Raw genomic sequence first — 20,786 nt, forward strand, 5'->3', positions numbered from 1 at the left:
AAAGCGTAAGATCTCCGCACCATGCTGGCAGGGGCGTAATTACCAGTATTTTATACTGGAAAATGCTGTGCACATGCGGTTTGTCACTGTTTTTAACCTGACAGTAATAATGTGTTAGTCGCGGGTTTGTAATAAGAATTATTCATACTGCCAGGAGTGACTTTATTTGCAGTAATAATGAATAGTTATGCCTGTGCGAAATACGCCGGCAGGGAAGATATTCGGAGGATAAAAGGAAAAAATGTTAGCCGGACGGCAGTTGGCGATGCTTGCGGCCTGATAAAGCCGGCCGATATTAATAATATCACCGCAGATAATAGTCAATACTCTGCCCCCCTTACCTGCATTGCACCATGACAAGCCCCTGCAAGGTGCATCTCGCAAACTTCACGTTCAATTTATGCCCTGCCATCACGCCGGGGAGGTTTTGCGGTATGATTCAGAGGACTTCGTTTTAAGGGAAACGTTATGAAGCAAATCCGGGTTTTAGCGCAGTATTATGTCGATCTGATGGTCAAGCTGGGGCTGGTGAGATTTTCACTGTTGCTGGCATCTGCGCTGGTGGTGCTGGCAATGATTGTCCAGATGGCGGTCACTATGCTCCTGCGCGGGCAGGTTGAGAGTATCGACGTCGTTCGTTCCATCTTCTTTGGTTTGCTGATTACGCCCTGGGCGGTTTATTTCCTGTCGGTGGTGGTTGAACAGCTTGAAGAGTCACGTCAGCGTTTAGCGCGTCTGGTCGATAAACTGGAGGAAATGCGCCACCGAGACCTCGAACTTAATCAGCAACTCAAAGACAATATCACCCAGCTGAATCAGGAAATCGCCGACCGTGTGAAAGCGGAAGAAGCACGTCTGGCGGTGGTCGATAAGCTGAAACTTGAAATGCAGCACCGCGAACAGGCGCAAATCGAACTGAGTCAGCAATCTGCATTATTACGCTCTTTCCTCGATGCCTCGCCGGACCTGGTGTATTACCGTAACGAAGACAAAGAATTCTCCGGCTGTAACCGTGCGATGGAACTGCTGACCGGCAAAAGTGAGAAGCAATTGATCGGCCTGACGCCTAACGATGTTTACACGCCGGATATCGCCGAGAAAGTGGTTGAGACTGACGAGAAGGTTTTCCGTCACAATGTTTCCCTGACCTACGAACAATGGCTGGTCTATCCGGACGGACGTAAAGCCTGCTTTGAATTGCGCAAAGTGCCGTTTTATGACCGCATCGGCAAGCGGCACGGGTTGATGGGCTTCGGACGCGATATTACCGAGCGTAAGCGCTATCAGGACGCGTTAGAGAATGCCAGCCGTGAGAAGACCACCTTTATCTCAACGATCAGCCACGAGCTGCGTACACCGCTTAATGGCATCGTCGGGCTAAGCCGCATACTGCTCGATACTGAACTGGATAAAGAACAGCACAGCTACCTGAAAACTATCCATGTCAGCGCCATCACCCTCGGTAATATCTTCAACGATATTATCGAAATGGATAAGATCGAACGCCGCAAAGTGCAGCTTGATAACCAGCCGGTCGATTTTACCGAATTCCTGACTGATCTTGAAAATCTTTCCGGCCTGCTGGCTCAGCCGAAAGGGCTGAAATTTATCATGGAGCCTGATCTGCCGTTGCCGCGCAGCATTACGACGGACGGCACGCGTCTGCGCCAGATTTTATGGAACCTGATTGGCAACGCCGTCAAATTTACCCGCGAAGGTCAGATTGTACTGAGCGTGCATTATGAGCCGAACGATATGCTGCGCTTTGTTGTGCGCGATTCCGGTCTGGGGATCCCGCAGGATGAGCAGGACAAAATCTTCGCCATGTATTATCAGGTAAAAGATCGCAACGGCGGTAAACCGGCAACCGGTACGGGTATCGGACTGGCGGTGTCAAAACGTCTGGCGCAGGCGATGGGCGGCGATATCACCGTCAGCAGTGTGCCGGGGCAGGGCTCCTGCTTTACGCTGACTGTCCGCGCACCGATGCTGGATGCACCGGCTGATCTGGCCGGTGACGAAGAAGACATGCCGTTACCGGCGCTGCATGTGCTGCTGGTCGAAGATATCGAGCTGAACGTGATTGTGGCGCGTTCGGTGCTGGAGAAGTTAGGCAACAGCGTTGAAGTGGCGATGAACGGCCATGATGCGCTGGAGATGTTTGATCCCGACGAATTCGATCTGGTGCTGCTGGATATTCAGCTACCGGACATGACCGGACTGGATATCGCCCGTAAGCTACGTACCGATTACGCCGGGCAATCTCTGCCGCCGCTGATTGCCCTGACAGCAAACGTGCTGAAAGACAAAAAAGAGTATCTTGATGCGGGAATGGATGATGTGCTGAGCAAGCCGCTGTCTGTTTCCGCACTGACCACGATGATTCAGCAGTTCTGGGATCATCAGCCTGACGTTTGCGTATTGGAAAAGGAGCCTGTAGTGATGAAAGACAGCGAATCGTTGCTTGATACCGCCATGCTCGAGCAGTACATCGACCTGGTCGGGGCGAAACTGATTTATCAGAGTGCGGATATGTTTGAAAAAATGATGCCGGGCTATCTGGCTGTGCTGGATTCCAACATGACCGCGCGAGATCAGAAAGGGATTGCCGAGGAAGGCCACAAAATCAAAGGGGCGGCCGGTTCCGTTGGCCTGAAACATTTACAGCAACTGGCACAACAGATCCAGACCCCGACGCTGCCTGCCTGGTGGGATAATGTTCAGGAATGGGTTGATGAGCTGAAGGCTGAATGGCGCAATGACATCAAAGTATTGCGTGACTGGACGGCAAACGCTGAAAAAAAATAACCCCAGCCGAGGCCGGGGTGCGCGAATACTGCGCCAACACCAGGGAAAGAGGTAACCCACGATAGTTTTTAGGGTTTGGTTTTCGCAGGTCTTGGAATTCAGTTTTAAAGTCTAATACATCCTGTAGCAATCAACATAACAAATATAAGCAAGGCTGTTACAACATTCATTAAAAACTGTGATGTAGATTAGTCTTTGTCTATACAAAACATCAAGCCTTTATCGCAGGATTTTTCACAGAATACAAATGAAGCCTGTTGATGTTGTATCGGCGACATGCAATTTTGCTTATGGAACTGAACACGAGCAGACTGTTTTACCGGCGGATTTGCGATATGCTCGTTTCTGAAACCGGTTCTATAAAATCTAAAACAATGTATAACTCTTTGTAATATCTGTTTTTATGCTGAATTTTAACGAACTGGCTTTTCGGAAACCCCAAGCGACCTGAAATTTATGTTAAATGAAAAAATTTCACTTAGGTTGATGTGTTTTTTATCTGATAAAAAGTCATCCGGGATGCTGATTTTTATACATCACGGGTAATTTATTTGACTTAGTGCATCCGTTCGCCCATGAATAATCGATGAGAATTGATTCACTTTTGCCGATCTTAATCATAATTTTTGCTAATGTATTTTTCGCGGATTAGGTTACAAGTATTTTACTTTTTTGCTTAAAAATTATCCATCGTGAAAAAAGTAAGCATTTCAGGCTATTTGCCGGAACTCCTTGATGGCAGTAGTTTAATCGGAATTACCTGGGCTGAATGTAAGTAAAAGTTTCATTGTTATTGCTGAGTTGTTAGCAATATTGTTCACCATTTCGCTAGCCTGATCTTGCAGGTTATTATTGAGATTGATTAGATGGTCGGATGTGTTGTGGAAAGCGCCAAATGAATAAAATGACTCGAAAGAGCGGGTTGCGGTTGCCGCTGTTATGGATGAAACGCGCAATCCTGCTCTTACTCAGCTTATGGATAACGGGCATCCTTCTTTTTTCTTTTATACCCGTGCCTTTTTCTGCCGTGATGGTGGAACGGCAGATTTCCGCATGGTTGACCGGTGATTTTGGCTATGTTGCTCATTCGGACTGGGTGCCAATGCGTGAGATTTCCTCACCCATGGCGCTCGCGGTAATGGCAGCAGAAGATCAAAAATTCCCGACCCATTGGGGATTTGATGTCGATGCTATTCAGTCGGTGCTGGATAAAGACGGCGGAAAAATGCGGGGGGCTTCCACACTGTCCCAGCAGACCGCTAAAAACCTGTTTTTGTGGGACGGGCGCAGCTGGGTGCGTAAAGGGCTGGAGGCCGGCCTGACGGTGGGCATTGAAACCGTATGGACAAAACGTCGCATTCTGACGGTGTACCTGAATATTGTGGAGTTTGGCGACGGCGTCTTTGGCGTCGAGCAGGCTGCGCAGCATTTCTTTCATAAGCCAGCCAGTCGCCTGACCGCTTCTCAGGCTGCGTTACTGGCGGCCGTGTTGCCGAATCCGCACCTGTTCAAAGTCAACGCGCCTTCCGCGTATGTCATTCGCCGTCAGCAATGGATACTGCGCCAGATGAGCCAGCTCGGCGGGGAGTCTTTTCTGCAAGAACATAAACTTCATTAGTACGGGTCATTAACGCAAAAAAGGACAGCACGCAGGCTGTCCTTTTTGTTATCACGCACTGAATTATTTGACGTAGGTAAATGCCGTAGTGACGTGTTTAACGCCGCTCACGCCAGCAGCAATCCCCGCCGCAGATTTACCTTCTTCCTGCGTCACCAGACCCAGCAGGAACACTTCGCCGTTTTCGGTAGTGACTTTGACGTTAGAGGATTTAACCGAATCACTGGTCAGCAGCTGAGAACGGACTTTGGTGGTGATCCACGTGTCCATAGACGCTGTGCCCATGCTGACCGGTTTACCGGTACGGATTTCGTTATACACTTCCGTTGCGCCTTCAACACCCATCGCAATTTGTTTGGCGCGTGAGGCCATATCCGCCGTCGGTGCCTGACCGGTTAACAGGACTTTACCCTGATACGCTGTCGCCACGATACGGGCTTCGTCTTTCAGTTGTTTATCTTTGCTCACCGCGTTAGAAACACGGGCTTCCAGCGTGCTGTCATCAACCTGCGTACCGACCGTACGTGGGTCAGTCGTTGTTTTTGTTGCGACGCCAGCTGCACCAACTACCGCAGCGGCGACACAGCCTTGTAACAGAAGGGCGCTTAACAATACTGCAAAGAGAGGACTCGCCTTCATGTGATCTCCTTAATCGTCCTGGTGTGGGAACAGCGTGTTATCTATCAGGTCACAGAGACAGTTAACTGTGAGCATATGCATTTCCTGAATGCGGGCGCTGCGATGAGACGGAATACGGATCTCAACATCATGAGGCCCCAGTAAACCCGCCAGTTCGCCGCCGTCATAACCTGTTAATGCGACAATAGTCATATCACGGGTTACCGCTGCTTCAACGGCTTTGACAATATCACGGCTGTTGCCGCGGGTAGAAATGGCCAGCAGAACATCACCCGCCTGACCTAAGGCGCGCACCTGTTTAGCATAAATTTCTTCATGCAGACGATCGTTGGCAATCGCAGTCAGCACAATGTTATCTGCACATAATGAGATTGCAGGAAGGCTCGGTCGTTCAGTTTCAAAACGATTAATCAGACTGGCGGAAAAATGCTGTGCGTTTGCCGCAGAGGTGCCGTTGCCGCAGCACAGAATTTTATTGCCGTTGAGCAGCGATTGCACCAGCGTCATCGCGGCGCGGGAAATCGCGTCAGGCAAAGCTTCTGCCGCCGCAATCTGAGTTTGAATACTTTCTGTAAAGCAGACTTTGATTCTATCCAGCACGGGTTGTCGTCCAGTCAGTCGTCGTAATATTTATTCCGCATTGAAGGCATCACGCAGCCATTCTACCTGGCTGCCGGTGATGGCAAAAACATCAAAACGGCAAGATGATGTGTCAAAGCTTGCATTCTTTCCTGCAAGCCAGAAAGACGCAGCGCGTAACAGGCGCTGCTGTTTTTGAACCGTTACGCTGGCCGCTGCGCCACCAAAACTGGCGTTGCGCCGGTAACGAACTTCAACAAACACCCAGGTTTGCTGGTCATGCATAATCAGGTCAATTTCACCGGCACGGCAGGCCACATTGGCCGCCACAAAGGTTAACCCGGCTTTTTCGAGATAGCGCCGTGCAAAGGCTTCGTATTTATCGCCGCACGCCCGCGTCTTTGACAAAAAAGGCTTCATCAGTACGTCCTTGTACCTGTAATCGTTGAGAATTCCGATCTCAGTCATGCTGTTTCAGTTTTCTCTTAAGAAGAAACTGGCACCAGCGAGCCCTGGCGGTATTGCAGCCATGGCAATTTACGGTGGATGACACAGTTGCCATTGGCACTCAAATCTCCGGTGCTGCCGGAAACCTGGAAGCCAGGCAATGTGCGCATCTGGGAGAAGTGATTCGCCAGACTCCAGGCATCGATACCCATCGCATAGAGACGAACCAGTGAATAATCGTTACCAAATTTCGCGGCTGCCTGCTGCATCAGCGCCGGGTTACCGCCTGCCAGCAACGGAATATCGCTAAACTGTACGCCTTCCATTTCCAGACGGTAGTCCGGCCCGGCACCTGCCTGGTAGCTACGTGAACTGGCATAGACTGCCGGATGTGAACGGCCATTTACGGCAAGATCCAGCATCGGTTTGATCAGCGTCAGTTCACTTTGTGTCGCGACAACGTAGACGGAATCCACCGCCCCCCCGGTACTGCCTTGCGTAATCTGTGCATCTGTTGGCGGTGCCGGGATAGTAATGCCACCAATAGTCACGCCCTGCGCTTGTGCTGGCGCGGCGGCATCACTGGCGATGACCGGCGTACCCGTCAGGCGGATACCGCTGCCGATAGAAGAACGTAATTCACCGGCTGAACCGAGACCTTGTTTCAGCACGGTTTGGCCGCCCAGTTTCTGCCATTCATTAGCAAAAGCCTGTGCGATACGGTCGCCGAAGTTGCCACGCGGCACCAGTAACAGCGGCGTACGTTTCTGCTCAGACCACATGTGGCGCGCAGCATCCTGTGCCTCGTCTTCCGGCGAGAGCGCAAAGTAACAGATATTCGGGCTGTTTTTCTCAGTTTCTGGCTGATTGAGCGCTAAAACATTCAGCGGGGTCTGATCAGAAGAGAGTTCATTCACCTGATCTTTCAGCAGCGGACCGACAACCAGCGTTGCGCCATCCTGCTGAGCCTGCGTCAGAAGTGCGGCCAGCGGCTGACCATTAGTGTCATACACTTTCACCTGCGCATTACTGCTGGCAACGGGGGCCGCCGCCGGCGTTGCGGCCGGCTGGGCCGGTGAAGGATCGGTCTGCGCCGGGGTGTTTTGTGCGCCGGCATCCGGTGCGGAGGTACTGACGGCCGCGTTCGGGTCAGCCGGTGCCTGCGGTTGTGCGTTAGCATCCGCCGTTGCTGCCTGCGGCGCCGGCAGGCTGATCTGACCGTTCATGGCCGCATTAAAGCCCTGCTGAATGGCATTCCCGTAAACTTGTGCCGGGCCGCTCATCGGCAGGAACAGTGCAATTTTGCCGGTTGAGGCAGGCTGGAAGGTCAGCACATTATTAAGCTGAGTTGGCAGACTTTTCGCTGCCGGATTCACCGGATAACGACGTTGCCAGTCTTTAATCCCGGCTTTCAGCAAATCAGGATCCTGCTTGTTGCTTTGCCATACGCTGAGTAAATCCAGCCATCCCTGCAACGTATTTTCATCAGCATTGATCACGATGCTGCTGACGTCCTGCGGGGACAGCTGCGTCAACGCCATCCAGGTGTGGTCAATATTGTCCTGATGTGGCTGTCCTTGTAACAGCGATTCCTGTGCGATATAGGCGCGGATCACGCCGAGGCTGGTGCGTCCCTGGCTGGCATCGATTTGCGCCTGATAATAACGGGCTTTCTGATCGTTGGTCAGACTGTGAGGGTCGAGCTGGCTCAGGCTGGTGGCGGCTGCCGGATAATTTTTCAGCGCAACCTGCACTTCTGCACTGGTCAGTTGCTGCTCGACGGTTTGAGCGGCGGTCAGATTTTGCGGTACTTTAGCCAGTTGCTCCGCCGCCTGAGGCGCTTTGCCTTCGCGTATCAGGGCACGCACTGCAAGCAATTGCCAGTCAGCCTTGTTATCATCACTGCTTTGCTGCGCCTGCTGCAAATAATAGTCAGAGCTGCCGGACGCTGCACCCTGGACACTTTCTGTCGGTGCCTGCGGCGCCTGGCCAGAACAGCTGGCGAGAAGCATCGCCACGATGATGGCAGGGAGTAAACGTCCCGAACGGGTACGAAAGGTCATTGAGGAAGGCATTCAGTTTCCAGTGATGTTTTTTTAAGATGCTCAATATTAAATCGGCAATCCGGATGAAACAATGAATCAAGACGATCAAGCAGATATTTCTGCCTCAACGCTGTATATCGTACCGACGCCAATTGGCAATTTAGGGGATATTACCCAACGCGCGCTGGCCGTACTGAACAGTGTCGATTTGATTGCTGCAGAAGATACCCGCCATACCGGATTGCTGCTGCAACATTTCGCGATCACCGCAAAAATGTACCCGCTGCATGACCATAACGAACAGCAGAAAGCCGAGCATTTACTGGCGAAATTGCAGGAAGGCCAGACCATTGCGCTGGTCTCGGATGCCGGTACGCCGCTGATTAATGACCCCGGTTATCATCTGGTGCGTCGCTGCCGCGAAGCCGGTATCCGCGTGGTGCCGTTACCCGGTGCCTGTGCGGCGATCACCGCCCTTTGTGCGGCGGGTTTGCCTTCTGATCGTTTCTGTTACGAAGGGTTTCTGCCCGCTAAAACCAAATCCCGTAAAGATACGTTGCAGTCACTGATTGAAGAACCGCGCACGTTGATTTTCTATGAATCAACGCATCGTTTACTCGACAGTCTGCAGGATATGGTCGAAGTGTGGGGGCCTGAGCGGTATGTGGTGCTGGCGCGTGAACTGACCAAAACCTGGGAAAATATTCACGGTGCGCCTGTCGGCGAGCTGCTGGCCTGGGTGCAGGAGGTCGAAACGCGCCGGCGCGGCGAAATGGTGCTGATTGTTGAAGGCCATAAAGTGGATACCGAAGCGTTACCGGCAGAAGCCCTGCGTACTCTGGCGCTTTTGCAAAAAGAACTGCCACTGAAAAAAGCTGCCGCGCTGGCCGCTGAAATCCACGGTGTGAAGAAGAATGCGTTGTATAAATACGCGCTTGATGAGCAAGAGGGTGACAAATAGGGCGTAATACCCTATTATCCGCCGCGGAGTTGACCAGACAGTCGCCGCTTCTTTGCCGTCCCTTTCGGGGGAGACAGAAGGAGGGGAGGAAAGTCCGGGCTCCATAGGGCAGGGTGCCAGGTAACGCCTGGGAAGCGCGAGCTTACGACAAGTGCAACAGAGAGCAAACCGCCGATGGCCCGCGCAAGCGGGATCAGGTAAGGGTGAAAGGGTGCGGTAAGAGCGCACCGCGCGGCTGGCAACAGTTCGTGGCATGGTAAACTCCACCCGGAGCAAGGCCAAATAGGGGTTCACATGGTACGGCCCGTACTGAACCCGGGTAGGCTGCTTGAGCCAGTGAGCGATTGCTGGCCTAGACGAATGACTGTCCACGACAGAACCCGGCTTAACGGTCAACTCCACTCCATTGAAAACAAAAGCGGGTGTTCCCCTCAGGGATACACCCGCTTTTGTTCCCTTCAGGACAGCTTGTACAAACGATAACGTCCGTTCTGCAACAGAACTTTGTAATGTCCAAACACTGTCTGGTTTGCACCGGCGTAGATCGTTTTCCCTTTATATTTCACCATCACTTTTTCCTGACCGCCTATTTCCGTGACCAATATAATTTTCGGAACCGCAGGTTTCGGCGGACTGACGGCTGCGGCAGGCAGAACAGTATTTGTCTCTGAAGCCGACAGGAGTTTTGCTGAATCCATTGTCTGCCCGTGATACATCAGCTCAAAATGCAAATGTGGCCCGGTGCTGCGTCCGGTATTCCCGGAGTAGCCAATCACTTTGCCCCGTTCAATTTCTTGCCCGGTGGCCACAGTGATCCTGTCAAGATGCAGATAGCGGCTACGCCACCCGAGCGGATGACGTATTACCACGTAATTTCCCGCAGTCGGATGAGACATGGCTTCCACGACGATCCCCTTCTCCGTAGCCAGCACCGGCGTTAACCGTGGCGCGGCAAAATCAGTCCCCTCATGCGGGGAAAAACGTTGCATGAGGGGGTGCCACCGCAGGCTGAACGGGGACGTGATCCGCAACGGAATATTTAATGGCGAAAGGAAGTGGGGATAGCGAATTGACGATGTTTTTGATGTCTCTGTATTCCCCTCTGATACTTTGTCTCCTGGGGCAGTCAGTAACATTGCTGAAGAAAAATGATCCTCAATAACTTCAACATCGGGACGCGTAGCCTGAATCAGAGCCAGCGTTACCGCCACATCGTCCGTCGCCTGAGTTAAAAGCGGAATGAGCAGCAGGAAAAGTAATACCCGGCGCATGGATTAAAGTCGCTCAATAAAAAACATCACCAGTCCGGCCATGGCGATTGAAGGTCCGAAGGGGATGTAATGTTTGGCGGATTCAGGATGGTCTTCATCCAGCGACCGGCGTTTGTTGAGTACTGTACAGAGCAGGTAAACAATAATACCGGACCCTGCAGACCAGAGAATCAGTTCAGGGAGTTTTTCCATGCCCAGCCAGGCGGTGATGGCAGCCATCAGTTTAACGTCGCCATAACCTAATCCTTCGCGGCCACGTAATTTTTCATAGGCTGCCATGAGGGTATAAAGCAAAAGCCAGGCAAGCGCTGCGCCACAAATCGCTGAGCGAGGCGCAATATCAGTCGTACCCAAAACCGAACCCAGTAAGCCGCTCCATAGCAGCAGCGATACTAAACCGTCAGGCAAAATCAAATGCTGAAAATCAATCACTGACAAGCTGTAGAGCAGGCAGAAATAGAGGAAAAAGCAACAGACCTGAATTTCAGTAAACTGCGGCAGCGCCACCAGGGTCAGCAAGGTAAAAACACTACCGCACAGTATTTCGGATATCAGATACTGTGGAGAGATAGTGCTCTGACAATGACGACACTTGCCTTTCAGCCACAACCAGCTCAGAACAGGAATATTGTCACGTTTCCAGACCGGCGCCCCACATGCCGGACAATGGGAGGGGGGCCACCAGAGGTTTACTTTTACCGCATCCGGTTCCGGGCTTAATTCAGAAAAAATCATTAACGGAAGCCGGTAAATCATTACATTAATAAAGCTGCCAATAAACAATCCGAATATCAGTGCCATGATAGGATAAAACCAAAAATAGAAAAGCGTCATTAAAAAATTCCCTGCGAGAATGAACGGAAGAATACGGTATTTTCAGTGGGAGCATTATTTCTCTGTGATACCTTTTTTTACTTCCATAAAATCAATGAATATATTTGGTCGTTCTTCCGTTGCAATTTCTAATCGCTGCGAAAATAACTGAGTGCCTTTGGTGTCGCAAATATAAGCATTGTCTGATGTCGGTTGCTTTTCCATCATTTGTGCAAAGGTAAATCCTTTCTGCCCTTCCGGAACATGGATAATATTGAAACCGGGCACTTCCCTAAACGAATCGACAGCCGGATCCTGGAAATGGGCTAAGTCGGTATAATCATCCACCGATCCTTTAGCACCATTCAGGCATGTAAATATATCACTACCCCGTATACCTTGCTCGTTAATAGCCCCCTCTCCTTGCCAGAGCCCCGACCAATGCACACCTCCGGCAAGACGAGTATGAATTGCAGCAACATCTGTTATGGCTATCCTCTCGTTATCCAGGTAGTAGGGAATAAGATACATACTCTCCGTTTTACGATGATTGAGCGTATCTTTCCCGTTTGAAACGAAAGCATAATTGGCAGGATAATCATTGTTGATCCTGAAACTTGTATAGGGTACGAAATATTCTCCGTCATCACTTTGGAGTGTCCATGCTGCAAGCCGTTGCTCACTTCCATCCGCATCGCCGAGCAACAAGGCTTCTAAGTGTATGACTTCCATATGGCGATGAGGAAGATAAACAACCAGTTCATGTCCTTCCCCTCCCGTGCTGTTATTACTGGTATTACCTTCAGGGCCGTCTGAAGCCCGGGGGAAAATAACCGTGCCAACCCATAATTTTTGATTTTTGCTGGCGGCCAGTTCAATCAGTTCATCATATAAAGAGAGGTTTCGCGTCGAGCTCGTCATTGCTGGCTTACATTTATAACGCTGTTCTTTCAGGGTGACAGGCGTACCTGAACATGCCGTAATTGCCGGGAAAGGGTCGCCTTTCTGATAGGGTTTCGCATTAATGATGGGGAGGCCCCAGTCTCCTTCTTTACCGCCACTCACCCAGCTGTAATTGGCTTGTGTATCATAGTGAAGGTAGTGTTCTGAGAAATCAAAATTGTCATCTGTTATCTCCGGTAAACGCTGGGCAGGAACCTGTCCGGAAGAGGATTCTATATACATAATATTTATTGCAATTGGCAGGGAGTTTTTCTCCTCATAGGAATATTTGTTACCACTTCGGGTATATCCAAAAAAATTAGCAATAGGTAACGCGAGAGGCATATCCAGCGGTTGTGCTGTACCGCCACCGCTATCAGGTTCAGCAAATTTGAACGCGCCTCCTTTAGGTATCTTGGCCGAAAAGCTATTAACCGATACTATATTCAAGATAATGAAAAGCATAATTATTTTTTTCATCATACATCCTTTTAAAAAGAACCGCTTGCGCCCATTTTCCCTAATGTATCTGAAAGGGCGAACAGTGCTGCGAAAACCCATATAACACAGCCACCTAAAACGAGGGTAGATAATGACTTGAGTAAACCGGATAATTTCTGAATATATTCTCTGATATGCTCTCTTGATTTATGCGATACAGAGGTTAATACTTCATTAAATGACGATAAGCCCGCATAGAGGCTAATGTTTAGCAAAGTTTCAGGGCCAAATAATCCGGTGTTCAGCGCATCACCGTATCCTAACCCTATCGCCATTTTCTCCCGCATAGTGTTGATATGATTTTTCAGCCATCGGTTGGAGTTCAATAAAATGATCGCCAGGCCATCATTCAGTGGGATCCCATTCTTAAGCATTAGCGCCAGATTGTTGAGGAAGATAGAGGCCGCAATTTGCTTGTAAGTGGAAAAGGGTAAAATGCGGTCAAGAAATTTATTCCTGAATGAGCCGCAAAGATTAATCATGACAAACCGGATAATAAAGACGGTCAAAATAATAGCAATTAACATGTAGATCCATAACCCTGCGACCAGGGATAGACCAAAAGAATAAAGTGACTGGGTGATACCTGGCCATTTAGTCACCGGGACAACACTTTCAAAGGCAGGAAATACTTTGACAGAGTAGCCTGCGATCACTGTTAATGACAGGATCAGCATAATGAAAGGAAAGAGGACGGCAGACGTCAGTTTTTTCTTTAACTCACTATTATAAGTGATGACATTAACTAAGGTTATAAACCCGTCAGCGAGACTGCCGCTCTGTTCGGCTGCATTGATAACACTCAGCTCACTTTGTGGAACAAGGCCATCAAACATGACCGCAATAGATGCACCCGTCAGACCTGCTTTCATGTTATTGGTTAATATGCCAATGTTTTTGGCAAAGCCAGATCCCAACAGGCTTTTTCCTTCAACCTGAAGTTTTAACAAAGAATCGTAAAGTGGTAATTCTGTGCTGATCATGTCAGCACAGAATTTATAGAGAAATAATCGTTGTTTTTTATTGAATTTTGCCAAGGATCACCGCCATGTTTTCCTGTTCGACGTCACCAAATTCCATGCTAAACCAGGCTGCACAAACCCGACCGCGAAGTATCTCAGCGAAGACCTTTTCTTTTATTTCAAACCCTTCGCTCAGGCCAGGTGCTGACAGCCTTTTTTTCCGCCATAGGGTATAAACCTGCAACCATTCCTGTTTTGAAATCGCCGCCAGTTCATCGTAAGTGGGAAGCATATACTCCATCACCAGCTGTCTGCCGCTGATGCCGGTATATTTACAATGAACGCAACCAGATTCATTTTGTTCATATAGCGACATTATTTTTCCACCGAATGTCATTTCAACGGAACGATGACAATGGGGACAAATAACCGGAACCAGCTTCTGGCACTGCAATCCGGCAATAAAACCGGGTGTAGAAAGTTTATCGCTGGTGATACCCATCGCAGATAAACGCTGAAGTAATGAGACGATATTCCCGGCATGCACGGTCGTGAAACAGTAGTGCCCGCTCTCTACGGCACCGGCAAGCGCATTGGCCGAAATATTGTCACGTATTTCTCCCACCATCAGAACGTCCGGATCCCGGCGCAGTGCAGATTTAATCGCAGAATGAAAACCACCGCCTTCTACACTGACGACAGAGCTTTGTTTGGCACCGAAGATCTGATACTCAACCGGGTCTTCTACCGTCAGGAAACACCCTCTGCTGCTGTAGCGGTTTATTTGCAGCCATTCCATTAAATTCTTCAGCGTTGTAGATTTACCCGAACCGGTCGTACCGGCAATGATGTAAGCACCATAAGGATTACTGAGGATTTTTTTTAAATCTTCCAACTCATCATCTGAAATACCCAGCCTGCTAAGATTTGCGACGGCACTTTTCGATAATCCGGAAGGAATAATACGTAACACGGCGTGATAGCAATCATTCGTCTCACCAAAAATGGGGAAATGCGCATAGCGGAAGCGGAAACTGAGTTTATTAAGTGTGTAGAGGATATTGGCGCTTTGCGGAATGGTGCGGTTCCACGTGGTGTCACGTGTACTGGCCTGGACGTTATACAGCACGAAAACCAGTTCATCACATTTGCTGGATGCCATCTGCATCATGGGCACCAACATACCGTTTACACGCACTTCCAGCTGAGCCAGGATATCGTTGCGGGTTATATGCAGGTCACTGGCCCCCATATTTACCGCTTCAATTAATATCGCCTCGAGCTCTTTCTGCGTTTCACTGATATCCAGGGCCACACTGCTGAGCTTCTGTAATGAAACCAGCTCGAAAATTTTGAAATAAACGCTTTCGCTGACCCCCGCTACCCCGAGTACCTGATGACGATGAACATCATTGAGTTTGCGAATTTCATATTGAATAATATGCAACTCTTCTACTACAGAGCGTTGGGAGACCAGAAACTCCTGCCCCTGCGAGCGGGCCAGAAGCATATGATCTTCTATTTCAGAGAAAGTCCATTCACCATTGTGAAGGGATTCTTCGGTAAGCCGGACAAAATCGAGGATCACCGGGAAATTTCCTGAACATATGAGTGCTGCCCGTTTTTATCCTGATGTACCGTATAGCGCTTTCCGTTAGCAGAGAAGACTTCACCTATACGCACGAATACTGTTTTCGTGCCCACTGAAACAGCCGCTTTGGTAATGCCTGCAATTTGCGACAACATCATCACCCGGGGCTCATCCACCGGCGCTGATTCGGTTTTCGGCTCTTCGCCTGAAGGCCCGTCGTTCATCATTGGCATCGCAGATACCGGATTCAGTTCAGCTGCTTCATTTTTGATTTTCGCCATCTCAAGCCGTAATTTCGCCAAGGCAAGTTGCTGGGAAAGCAGTCGCTGAGACTGATTAAACTGCATGTCTTCTTCCATCAGCCTGGAAATATGTTCCTGTACAGGCGCAGGGACGGGAGAGGTATTCTGACCGGTTGTGCTGATCTCGTCAGCAAAGTTGCTGGTCGAAAATAAAGCGACCAGGGTAGTGAGGATTATTTTCCGCTTCTGCATACCATTACTCCTGTAATTTTATTTTCCTTGCTACTATCAACTTTTTGAATGATAAAAGCGTCCCTAAAGGCATGACGTTCCAGTACGCTGGCGATCTTCAATATATCCAGATAATGAAGTGGTTTGGGAAGTGACATTTCCCACGAAATAACGTTTAAACCGTAATATTTCGCCTTACCTCTCTGTGAGATTTTCTTTTCAGTTGCTATTACAGCAGCGCCTGGCAGGGCGGTTATTTTCAGCGCCTGTTCGCTTCCCGTCGCAGAGTTATAGGAGTAAATATAATTCAATGCATTGCTACAGGCAGGAGGCGAAATTTCCTGCTTCCTTTTATAGGCATTCAGGAGGGGATTTTCGCTGAGACCCGATTTTACCTCTGTAAAATCAAAAGTGTTTTCAGAAAAGTTGGCGTTATAGGTTTTTCCCCAGAAAATTTTTTGGGCAACGCTAAATATCGCTCCCTTGCTTAACTGATAACTGAATGCGCACTTTTGTGCATCACAAGAGAATGTTTCATTCGTATAATTCATGTTATACAATTTACTATAACTATTGGTTATCTCAACGGCCAGTTTAGTGAAGGCCGAAATACTTCCTCCCGTGAGCGCTTTCAAATAGAAGGCGTCAACAGCTTTAACATCTGCGGCCAGTTGTGTTTGTTCACGAACTTTTTTTGCTTTCAGTTCCTGACCAGGTTCATACACTAAGTAATACCAACCGGCAAAACCTGCCGCAATCAACAATACCAGAGTGGCGGCGGCAATACCTAATTTAGTATTCTTAGAAACCGGTAGCGTATTTTTCCGTAATTTTAATTTTTTGATCATTTTTTATCCGGAAATAATAGTATATAGAAAAACAGATGACGCAATAAGTAACAAAAATATGCCAAATCCTACTGCGCTCCAAAACATACGTTGTTTCTTTTTGAAAATTTTCTGATTTGATTTACAAGATTCAGCAATAGTGTCTAATTGCGCCAATGAAATTTCAGTTACCTGAAGTCTGGCGTATTTTGACTCAGGCAACGAAGCCACCATTTCCTGAAAGAAATTTTCAGTAATAACACAGTCACTGCCGCTGATAATGATACCGTCCATGATCATCAGCAAGTAAATCTGTCCTTTACCTGCAGAAAAATAATAGAATCCGTCACCATAGAGATTTCTAAGATGGACAGCAAAAGGTTCACAACCCGGAGATGTTCTTTCAGAATAACCGATAAGCTCACTGACTTCAGCATCCCCCTGAACACTATAAATATATCTCCGGTGACTACGCCGTATGTTTGCCATCCATTTTAGATATCCCGGCGCCATATTATCGTGTATGGGTAAGTCCCAGATTAAACCGGTCAATATGTTATTGTGCGATAGTGTATTTAACATGACTGTCACATCCAATAATTAATGATTCAGAGGTGCACGATAATAGTCAATACCCACAACCATCACGACGGTATTCTCATCGTCAGCCGTATTTTCACCATAACCTAACAACTGATATTCTTTATTTTTACTCAGGTCATTCATTTCATACTTCGCGACCATGAGTAAACTGCCCGGCGTAACCGCTGTAGAGTTAAACATCTCGGTGGTAGTCACATTGGGCAACTGTACGGTGTCGAAAACATCAATAGAATTTAACTGACTCTTGGTAAAACCGCTGGTGACTTCTACCCGACCGTCTTTATTGATCCGTGGGGTAATAATAAAACTGGTGCCGGTGATGATTTCAGAGGTTTCGATCTCTACATCTTCCTGACCATTATCATTATTAATGGTGCGTGTTCGCCCGGAAACATAGTATTGAGAATTTGTCATATTGAGCGGTACCGGCGTGTTATTACGGGTGACAAATGTCCCGCTCTGCAGAACTTTACTGCCCGTCAGGGAATAGAGTGCGTTCAATTTGGCCGATACACTGAGTGCATGATCAGCACCCGCACCGAGCGTCATTCCACTATCCATTGTACTCATCATGGCAGTATTAATAACAATGCTTTCACCGCTGTCTATATAGGACATGTTCAGACCTGCACCATACTCTTCCATTTTCTCTTTATTGAGTGTGAAAATTTTGTAGGTGACAATGAATTGGCGATTATTGTCAGCCTGGTATTTTTGCAACACATCATTCAACGCTTTATATTCTGACGGCCGTCCGGTTAGCGTTACGATGGAAGCATCTTTAAATACGGTATACATGCCGCTTGAGACATACTTTTCTGCCATGTCTTCAACGTCATCCCAAAATGTAGATTCGAATTTAGTTTCTGATTTACCTTTAAGTCCCCCATTGCTAACCGCATCATTCGAAAGATCGAGACTGGCTTCAAATTTATTATTTTCTCCATAAAAATCCAGTTTTATGGCATAGACGCTATAAGCATCCACTTTAAGAATATTATTCTCATCAAGGGTAGTATTCACATCGTAAAGGGCTGAAACATAGCGCATGAATTCTTCAAAAGTCCCTGTGAAATTAATGCTGTGTGCTTCAATGTTTACTTTACCGCCTTCAAGGCCTTTCTGGTCGGGGAAAGCCAAATTTACTTTATGGCTGACACCTGTTTGCGCGAGTAAAGCATCGAGCACGGTATTCAGATCAGTGGGTTCATAGGAGTTCACAGTAACTTTCTTAGCGAGCAGTGTTTGCCGCGTAGAACTGTAATCCACTTTTTTACCTAAATAAGCAGCATCATATTTCACATAAGGTTTAACTTTCATTTCTCCTGCAGAAGTCGCTCCCGGTAATGTATCCTTAACATTTTCACGTGCAAATGTCTGATTGAATTCATGGGTACACCCCTGAATAAGCAATACCAATGTAATTAATCCAATTCTAGTTTTCATATATCCTTATCCTGAAAATCAGTCGTTACATATCATCAACAAGTAAAACGCGGTTCTTCTGATAGTTTTTGATGATTAATCCATAATTTTCAGAAGCAAAAAGATCCCCTAAACCTGTCAGCACCTCGTCTTCATTTTTGCCTGTCAGGGTGATGGGGCTAAAAATTAAATAATCACTTTTACTTTGCCAAAGTAATTTATATCCGAAGTCCCTGGCCCATTTCTGTAAACCCTGGCTCAGCAGATCACCGCTATTCAATAACAAAGTCACTTGTAAAGGAGTTGATAAGACGCCCTTAGGTTCAGCAGGAATGGGCAACGCGGGAGAATTCCCGCCGGAGAAGGGGTTGCGGCCTGTTTGTGAGGATGTACTCACTGAAGGGGGTTGAGATGTTGCTGAAATAGTGCCATCGGCATTGACCATTGCATGTGCATATTGCCCCATAGCCACGGACAGTATAATAACGCATCCAATCATATTAATTTTCATCTTATTTCATCCTGAAATTTTTCATAAAAATACAGTGCCGTACCTTCATTTACGTTGCGCTAATAGGGCGGCATGGGGGCATCAGCCCCAGCAGCGGGTTGTTTGATCGAGCTACACCATGAAGTCAGCACAACTGAAAGTGAACTTGGATTAATGACACTGACACCTTTCCCTGAAATATTATCAAACACGCCACTGGTGGCGCTGATGACCCAGTAATCGTCAGGAGATATTTTCTTGTCATTCTCCCGGATGAGATTCACCTGCACGGCAACACCGCTTAAATGATCTAAAACGCCTTTTGTCGTTGTCCGGTTATTTTCGCTGTTGGAGAAATCAGAAAAATCCTCCCCGCCTTCACTTTCGCTGCCCGCGTTTCCCTGTTTGCCTACATCAGCGACAATGGATGAGATTGCAGCAGCCAGCCGTGGATAAAGTACTCGCGGCGCATTTTGGGGATTACCCGGGGCCGGAGGCGCTAAGGGGCATTTTTGCACCGGAATTTTAATATACCCCGGCTCATCGGTGACGCTTTTATCATAGTTATCTGGGTCATCAATAATGACATCATTGGTGCCCCTGTCTTTTTTATTGCCAAAGGAGTGATAGGAAACAACCGGACTGGTCATGAGCGCAATGATATTTCCTTTTTCAGGATCGAAAGCTTCACCTTCAAAAATAACATTCGCCATTAATGTTCCCGTTACAGTTTGGTTGTTGGCATCTTTGGCTGTCAGATGCATGACGCCTTCCTCATTGTTCCGGCCTGTACCGTCTTCAACTTCCAGGCAATGCGTCATCATATTTTCTTTAAGATTCCAGCAGAGCTTATCCACGCCGACTAAACCATCGGGTTTTATCACTTTCCCCATACCTGCCTTAAAACTAAACCTAACCCCCAGCTGAGCGGCAGTTTGGTCAATCTTATCGAGGTAGGACACCATGCTGCCGAAAGGTACCGCTTCGTCATTTGTCTTCGCGTCATGGGTTTTCAGCAGTTTCCAGCCGGTGCCGAAATTTGCTACATCGGTGCCCTTTGCTTCCCGCCGATAGATATAATCAGCGTGTTGATATGCCAGGTCGTAATGAGTGAATGCTTTACTAAACGCTGTCGCATAATTTTCGATAGTAAATTTATCCATATCATTTTTACCGTTAATTCCCGGATGAAAACTCACGTAGAAATCAACGCGATCAATAGTCCGTGTCTCTTCGTCACCCACCAGATCCACACGTTCTAATACCAGAGATTTATCCTGGTTGTTTGCCGGTTGATTGCAGGCTAAATCTTCTACCTTGAATTCCTTATCAGCGACTTTCTTGTTGCCCGTGCTGTAACAGCGATGGCTGGTGAAATAACCACGAGACAATGTGTTATCCCACTGAATAAAATGGTCAGTGTCTTTCGGGTCAGTGCTGAAAGCCTGATCCTCTACACGCCAGCCATAAGTTTTACCTTTTTCATTAGCTGTAGAAATCGTTCTGTCGAAAAGCGGGTTCACTATGAAATCCATTTCACCATCAGCGTCGCTGTCCTCAGTAATCTGAATTTCATCCCTGTTAATAAATTGCAACATGCCATGCACTTCGTTCGCAATAATATTGGTCAGGTTTTCTCTGGCCACTGATTCTATTTGTTTCTTTTTAAAGAGAGCGAATGAAGTAAAAATGAGACCCATGATTCCCATTACAACGATCATTTCCAGTAAGGTAAAACCTTTGCTGTTGCTTACCTTTGGCATAAAAATTCCCATCGTTATGGAAGTCATC

The 20,786-nt window shown here is 47.9% G+C and carries 18 protein-coding genes and 1 other RNA gene; 4 read left to right on the forward strand and 15 right to left on the reverse strand.

What is annotated here, in order from left to right:
* The first annotated feature begins 468 nt into the window (after positions 1-468).
* On the forward strand, positions 469-2,808 hold the full coding sequence (arcB, locus tag EVX52_RS20055) for an aerobic respiration two-component sensor histidine kinase ArcB (protein WP_129954713.1): 2,340 nt from the start codon (positions 469-471) through the stop codon (positions 2,806-2,808).
* Positions 2,809-3,703: 895 nt separating this feature from the next.
* The gene (gene mtgA, locus EVX52_RS20060; RefSeq protein ID WP_129991982.1) at positions 3,704-4,426 is read left to right on the forward strand and encodes a monofunctional biosynthetic peptidoglycan transglycosylase; all 723 of its coding nucleotides are present in this window, start codon (positions 3,704-3,706) and stop codon (positions 4,424-4,426) included.
* 63 nt (positions 4,427-4,489) lie between these two features.
* Here mtgA and dolP read toward each other — a convergent pair whose 3' ends face one another.
* The 4 genes from dolP to EVX52_RS20080 form a co-directional block, all read right to left on the reverse strand.
* The gene (gene dolP, locus EVX52_RS20065) at positions 4,490-5,065 is read right to left on the reverse strand and encodes a division/outer membrane stress-associated lipid-binding lipoprotein (protein WP_013577231.1); all 576 of its coding nucleotides are present in this window, start codon (positions 5,063-5,065) and stop codon (positions 4,490-4,492) included.
* A gap of 9 nt (positions 5,066-5,074) precedes the next feature.
* Positions 5,075-5,665: a DnaA initiator-associating protein DiaA gene (gene diaA, locus EVX52_RS20070; RefSeq protein ID WP_013577230.1), complete on the reverse strand. Its 591-nt coding sequence runs from the start codon at positions 5,663-5,665 to the stop codon at positions 5,075-5,077.
* Between the two features lie 30 nt (positions 5,666-5,695).
* Complete coding sequence (locus EVX52_RS20075; protein WP_129954711.1) at positions 5,696-6,064, reverse strand: YraN family protein; 369 nt, start codon at positions 6,062-6,064, stop codon at positions 5,696-5,698.
* Between the two features lie 65 nt (positions 6,065-6,129).
* Complete coding sequence (locus tag EVX52_RS20080) at positions 6,130-8,166, reverse strand: penicillin-binding protein activator (protein ID WP_129991983.1); 2,037 nt, start codon at positions 8,164-8,166, stop codon at positions 6,130-6,132.
* A gap of 61 nt (positions 8,167-8,227) precedes the next feature.
* Between EVX52_RS20080 and rsmI the strand changes: the two genes are divergently transcribed.
* Both rsmI and rnpB read left to right on the forward strand, forming a co-directional pair.
* On the forward strand, positions 8,228-9,097 hold the full coding sequence (gene rsmI / locus EVX52_RS20085; protein WP_129954709.1) for a 16S rRNA (cytidine(1402)-2'-O)-methyltransferase: 870 nt from the start codon (positions 8,228-8,230) through the stop codon (positions 9,095-9,097).
* Between the two features lie 25 nt (positions 9,098-9,122).
* Positions 9,123-9,501, forward strand: an RNA gene (gene rnpB / locus EVX52_RS20090) — RNase P RNA component class A.
* A 54-nt stretch (positions 9,502-9,555) separates the two neighbouring features.
* On the opposite strand, the gene EVX52_RS20095 is transcribed toward rnpB, so the two are convergent.
* From EVX52_RS20095 to EVX52_RS20145, 11 genes are all read right to left on the reverse strand, one after another.
* Positions 9,556-10,086, reverse strand: coding sequence for a M23 family metallopeptidase (locus tag EVX52_RS20095; protein ID WP_238483591.1), 531 nt, complete (start codon positions 10,084-10,086; stop codon positions 9,556-9,558).
* Positions 10,087-10,371: 285 nt separating this feature from the next.
* The gene (locus tag EVX52_RS20100; protein WP_129954707.1) at positions 10,372-11,202 is read right to left on the reverse strand and encodes an A24 family peptidase; all 831 of its coding nucleotides are present in this window, start codon (positions 11,200-11,202) and stop codon (positions 10,372-10,374) included.
* Between the two features lie 54 nt (positions 11,203-11,256).
* A complete protein-coding gene (locus tag EVX52_RS20105; RefSeq protein WP_240783489.1) occupies positions 11,257-12,606 on the reverse strand; it encodes a hypothetical protein in 1,350 nt (449 codons plus the stop codon).
* 8 nt (positions 12,607-12,614) lie between these two features.
* Positions 12,615-13,661, reverse strand: coding sequence for a type II secretion system F family protein (locus tag EVX52_RS20110; RefSeq protein WP_129991985.1), 1,047 nt, complete (start codon positions 13,659-13,661; stop codon positions 12,615-12,617).
* Positions 13,645-15,174 (reverse strand): ATPase, T2SS/T4P/T4SS family, encoded by a 1,530-nt coding sequence (locus EVX52_RS20115; RefSeq protein ID WP_129954704.1) that lies wholly within the window; start codon positions 15,172-15,174, stop codon positions 13,645-13,647. Before EVX52_RS20115 ends, EVX52_RS20110 begins: the two co-directional genes overlap by 17 nt.
* Positions 15,171-15,671, reverse strand: a complete 501-nt coding sequence (locus tag EVX52_RS20120) for a hypothetical protein (RefSeq protein WP_129991986.1) — start codon at positions 15,669-15,671, stop codon at positions 15,171-15,173. Before EVX52_RS20120 ends, EVX52_RS20115 begins: the two co-directional genes overlap by 4 nt.
* Complete coding sequence (locus EVX52_RS20125; RefSeq protein ID WP_129991987.1) at positions 15,653-16,498, reverse strand: hypothetical protein; 846 nt, start codon at positions 16,496-16,498, stop codon at positions 15,653-15,655. The genes EVX52_RS20120 and EVX52_RS20125 overlap by 19 nt, the downstream gene beginning before the upstream one ends.
* A gap of 3 nt (positions 16,499-16,501) precedes the next feature.
* Entirely contained in the window at positions 16,502-17,059 is a 558-nt protein-coding gene (locus EVX52_RS20130) for a pilus assembly protein (RefSeq protein ID WP_129991988.1), read from the reverse strand.
* A gap of 18 nt (positions 17,060-17,077) precedes the next feature.
* Positions 17,078-18,526: a type II and III secretion system protein gene (locus tag EVX52_RS20135; RefSeq protein WP_129991989.1), complete on the reverse strand. Its 1,449-nt coding sequence runs from the start codon at positions 18,524-18,526 to the stop codon at positions 17,078-17,080.
* A gap of 25 nt (positions 18,527-18,551) precedes the next feature.
* Complete coding sequence (locus EVX52_RS20140; RefSeq protein WP_240783490.1) at positions 18,552-19,016, reverse strand: TcpQ domain-containing protein; 465 nt, start codon at positions 19,014-19,016, stop codon at positions 18,552-18,554.
* 59 nt (positions 19,017-19,075) lie between these two features.
* The gene (locus tag EVX52_RS20145; RefSeq protein WP_129991990.1) at positions 19,076-20,758 is read right to left on the reverse strand and encodes a type II secretion system protein; all 1,683 of its coding nucleotides are present in this window, start codon (positions 20,756-20,758) and stop codon (positions 19,076-19,078) included.
* Positions 20,759-20,786 lie beyond the last annotated feature (28 nt).

Source organism: Rahnella sp. CFA14(1/10) (genome assembly GCF_004195095.1).
In the GTDB taxonomy this organism is placed as follows: domain Bacteria; phylum Pseudomonadota; class Gammaproteobacteria; order Enterobacterales; family Enterobacteriaceae; genus Rahnella; species Rahnella perminowiae.

Bases quoted from the DNA above. Each gene is read 5' to 3' on its own strand.
- arcB (WP_129954713.1), top strand. From the start codon at position 469: ATGAAGCAAATCCGGGTTTTAGCGCAGTATTATGTCGATCTGATGGTC.
- EVX52_RS20120 (WP_129991986.1), bottom strand. From the start codon at position 15,671: ATGCAGAAGCGGAAAATAATCCTCACTACCCTGGTCGCTTTATTTTCG.
- EVX52_RS20095 (WP_238483591.1), bottom strand. From the start codon at position 10,086: ATGCAACGTTTTTCCCCGCATGAGGGGACTGATTTTGCCGCGCCACGG.
- mtgA (WP_129991982.1), top strand. From the start codon at position 3,704: ATGAATAAAATGACTCGAAAGAGCGGGTTGCGGTTGCCGCTGTTATGG.
- EVX52_RS20105 (WP_240783489.1), bottom strand. From the start codon at position 12,606: ATGATGAAAAAAATAATTATGCTTTTCATTATCTTGAATATAGTATCG.
- rsmI (WP_129954709.1), top strand. From the start codon at position 8,228: ATGAATCAAGACGATCAAGCAGATATTTCTGCCTCAACGCTGTATATC.
- EVX52_RS20100 (WP_129954707.1), bottom strand. From the start codon at position 11,202: ATGACGCTTTTCTATTTTTGGTTTTATCCTATCATGGCACTGATATTC.
- EVX52_RS20080 (WP_129991983.1), bottom strand. From the start codon at position 8,166: ATGCCTTCCTCAATGACCTTTCGTACCCGTTCGGGACGTTTACTCCCT.
- EVX52_RS20135 (WP_129991989.1), bottom strand. From the start codon at position 18,526: ATGAAAACTAGAATTGGATTAATTACATTGGTATTGCTTATTCAGGGG.
- EVX52_RS20125 (WP_129991987.1), bottom strand. From the start codon at position 16,498: ATGATCAAAAAATTAAAATTACGGAAAAATACGCTACCGGTTTCTAAG.
- dolP (WP_013577231.1), bottom strand. From the start codon at position 5,065: ATGAAGGCGAGTCCTCTCTTTGCAGTATTGTTAAGCGCCCTTCTGTTA.
- EVX52_RS20075 (WP_129954711.1), bottom strand. From the start codon at position 6,064: ATGAAGCCTTTTTTGTCAAAGACGCGGGCGTGCGGCGATAAATACGAA.
- EVX52_RS20130 (WP_129991988.1), bottom strand. From the start codon at position 17,059: ATGTTAAATACACTATCGCACAATAACATATTGACCGGTTTAATCTGG.
- EVX52_RS20140 (WP_240783490.1), bottom strand. From the start codon at position 19,016: ATGAAAATTAATATGATTGGATGCGTTATTATACTGTCCGTGGCTATG.
- EVX52_RS20145 (WP_129991990.1), bottom strand. From the start codon at position 20,758: ATGCCAAAGGTAAGCAACAGCAAAGGTTTTACCTTACTGGAAATGATC.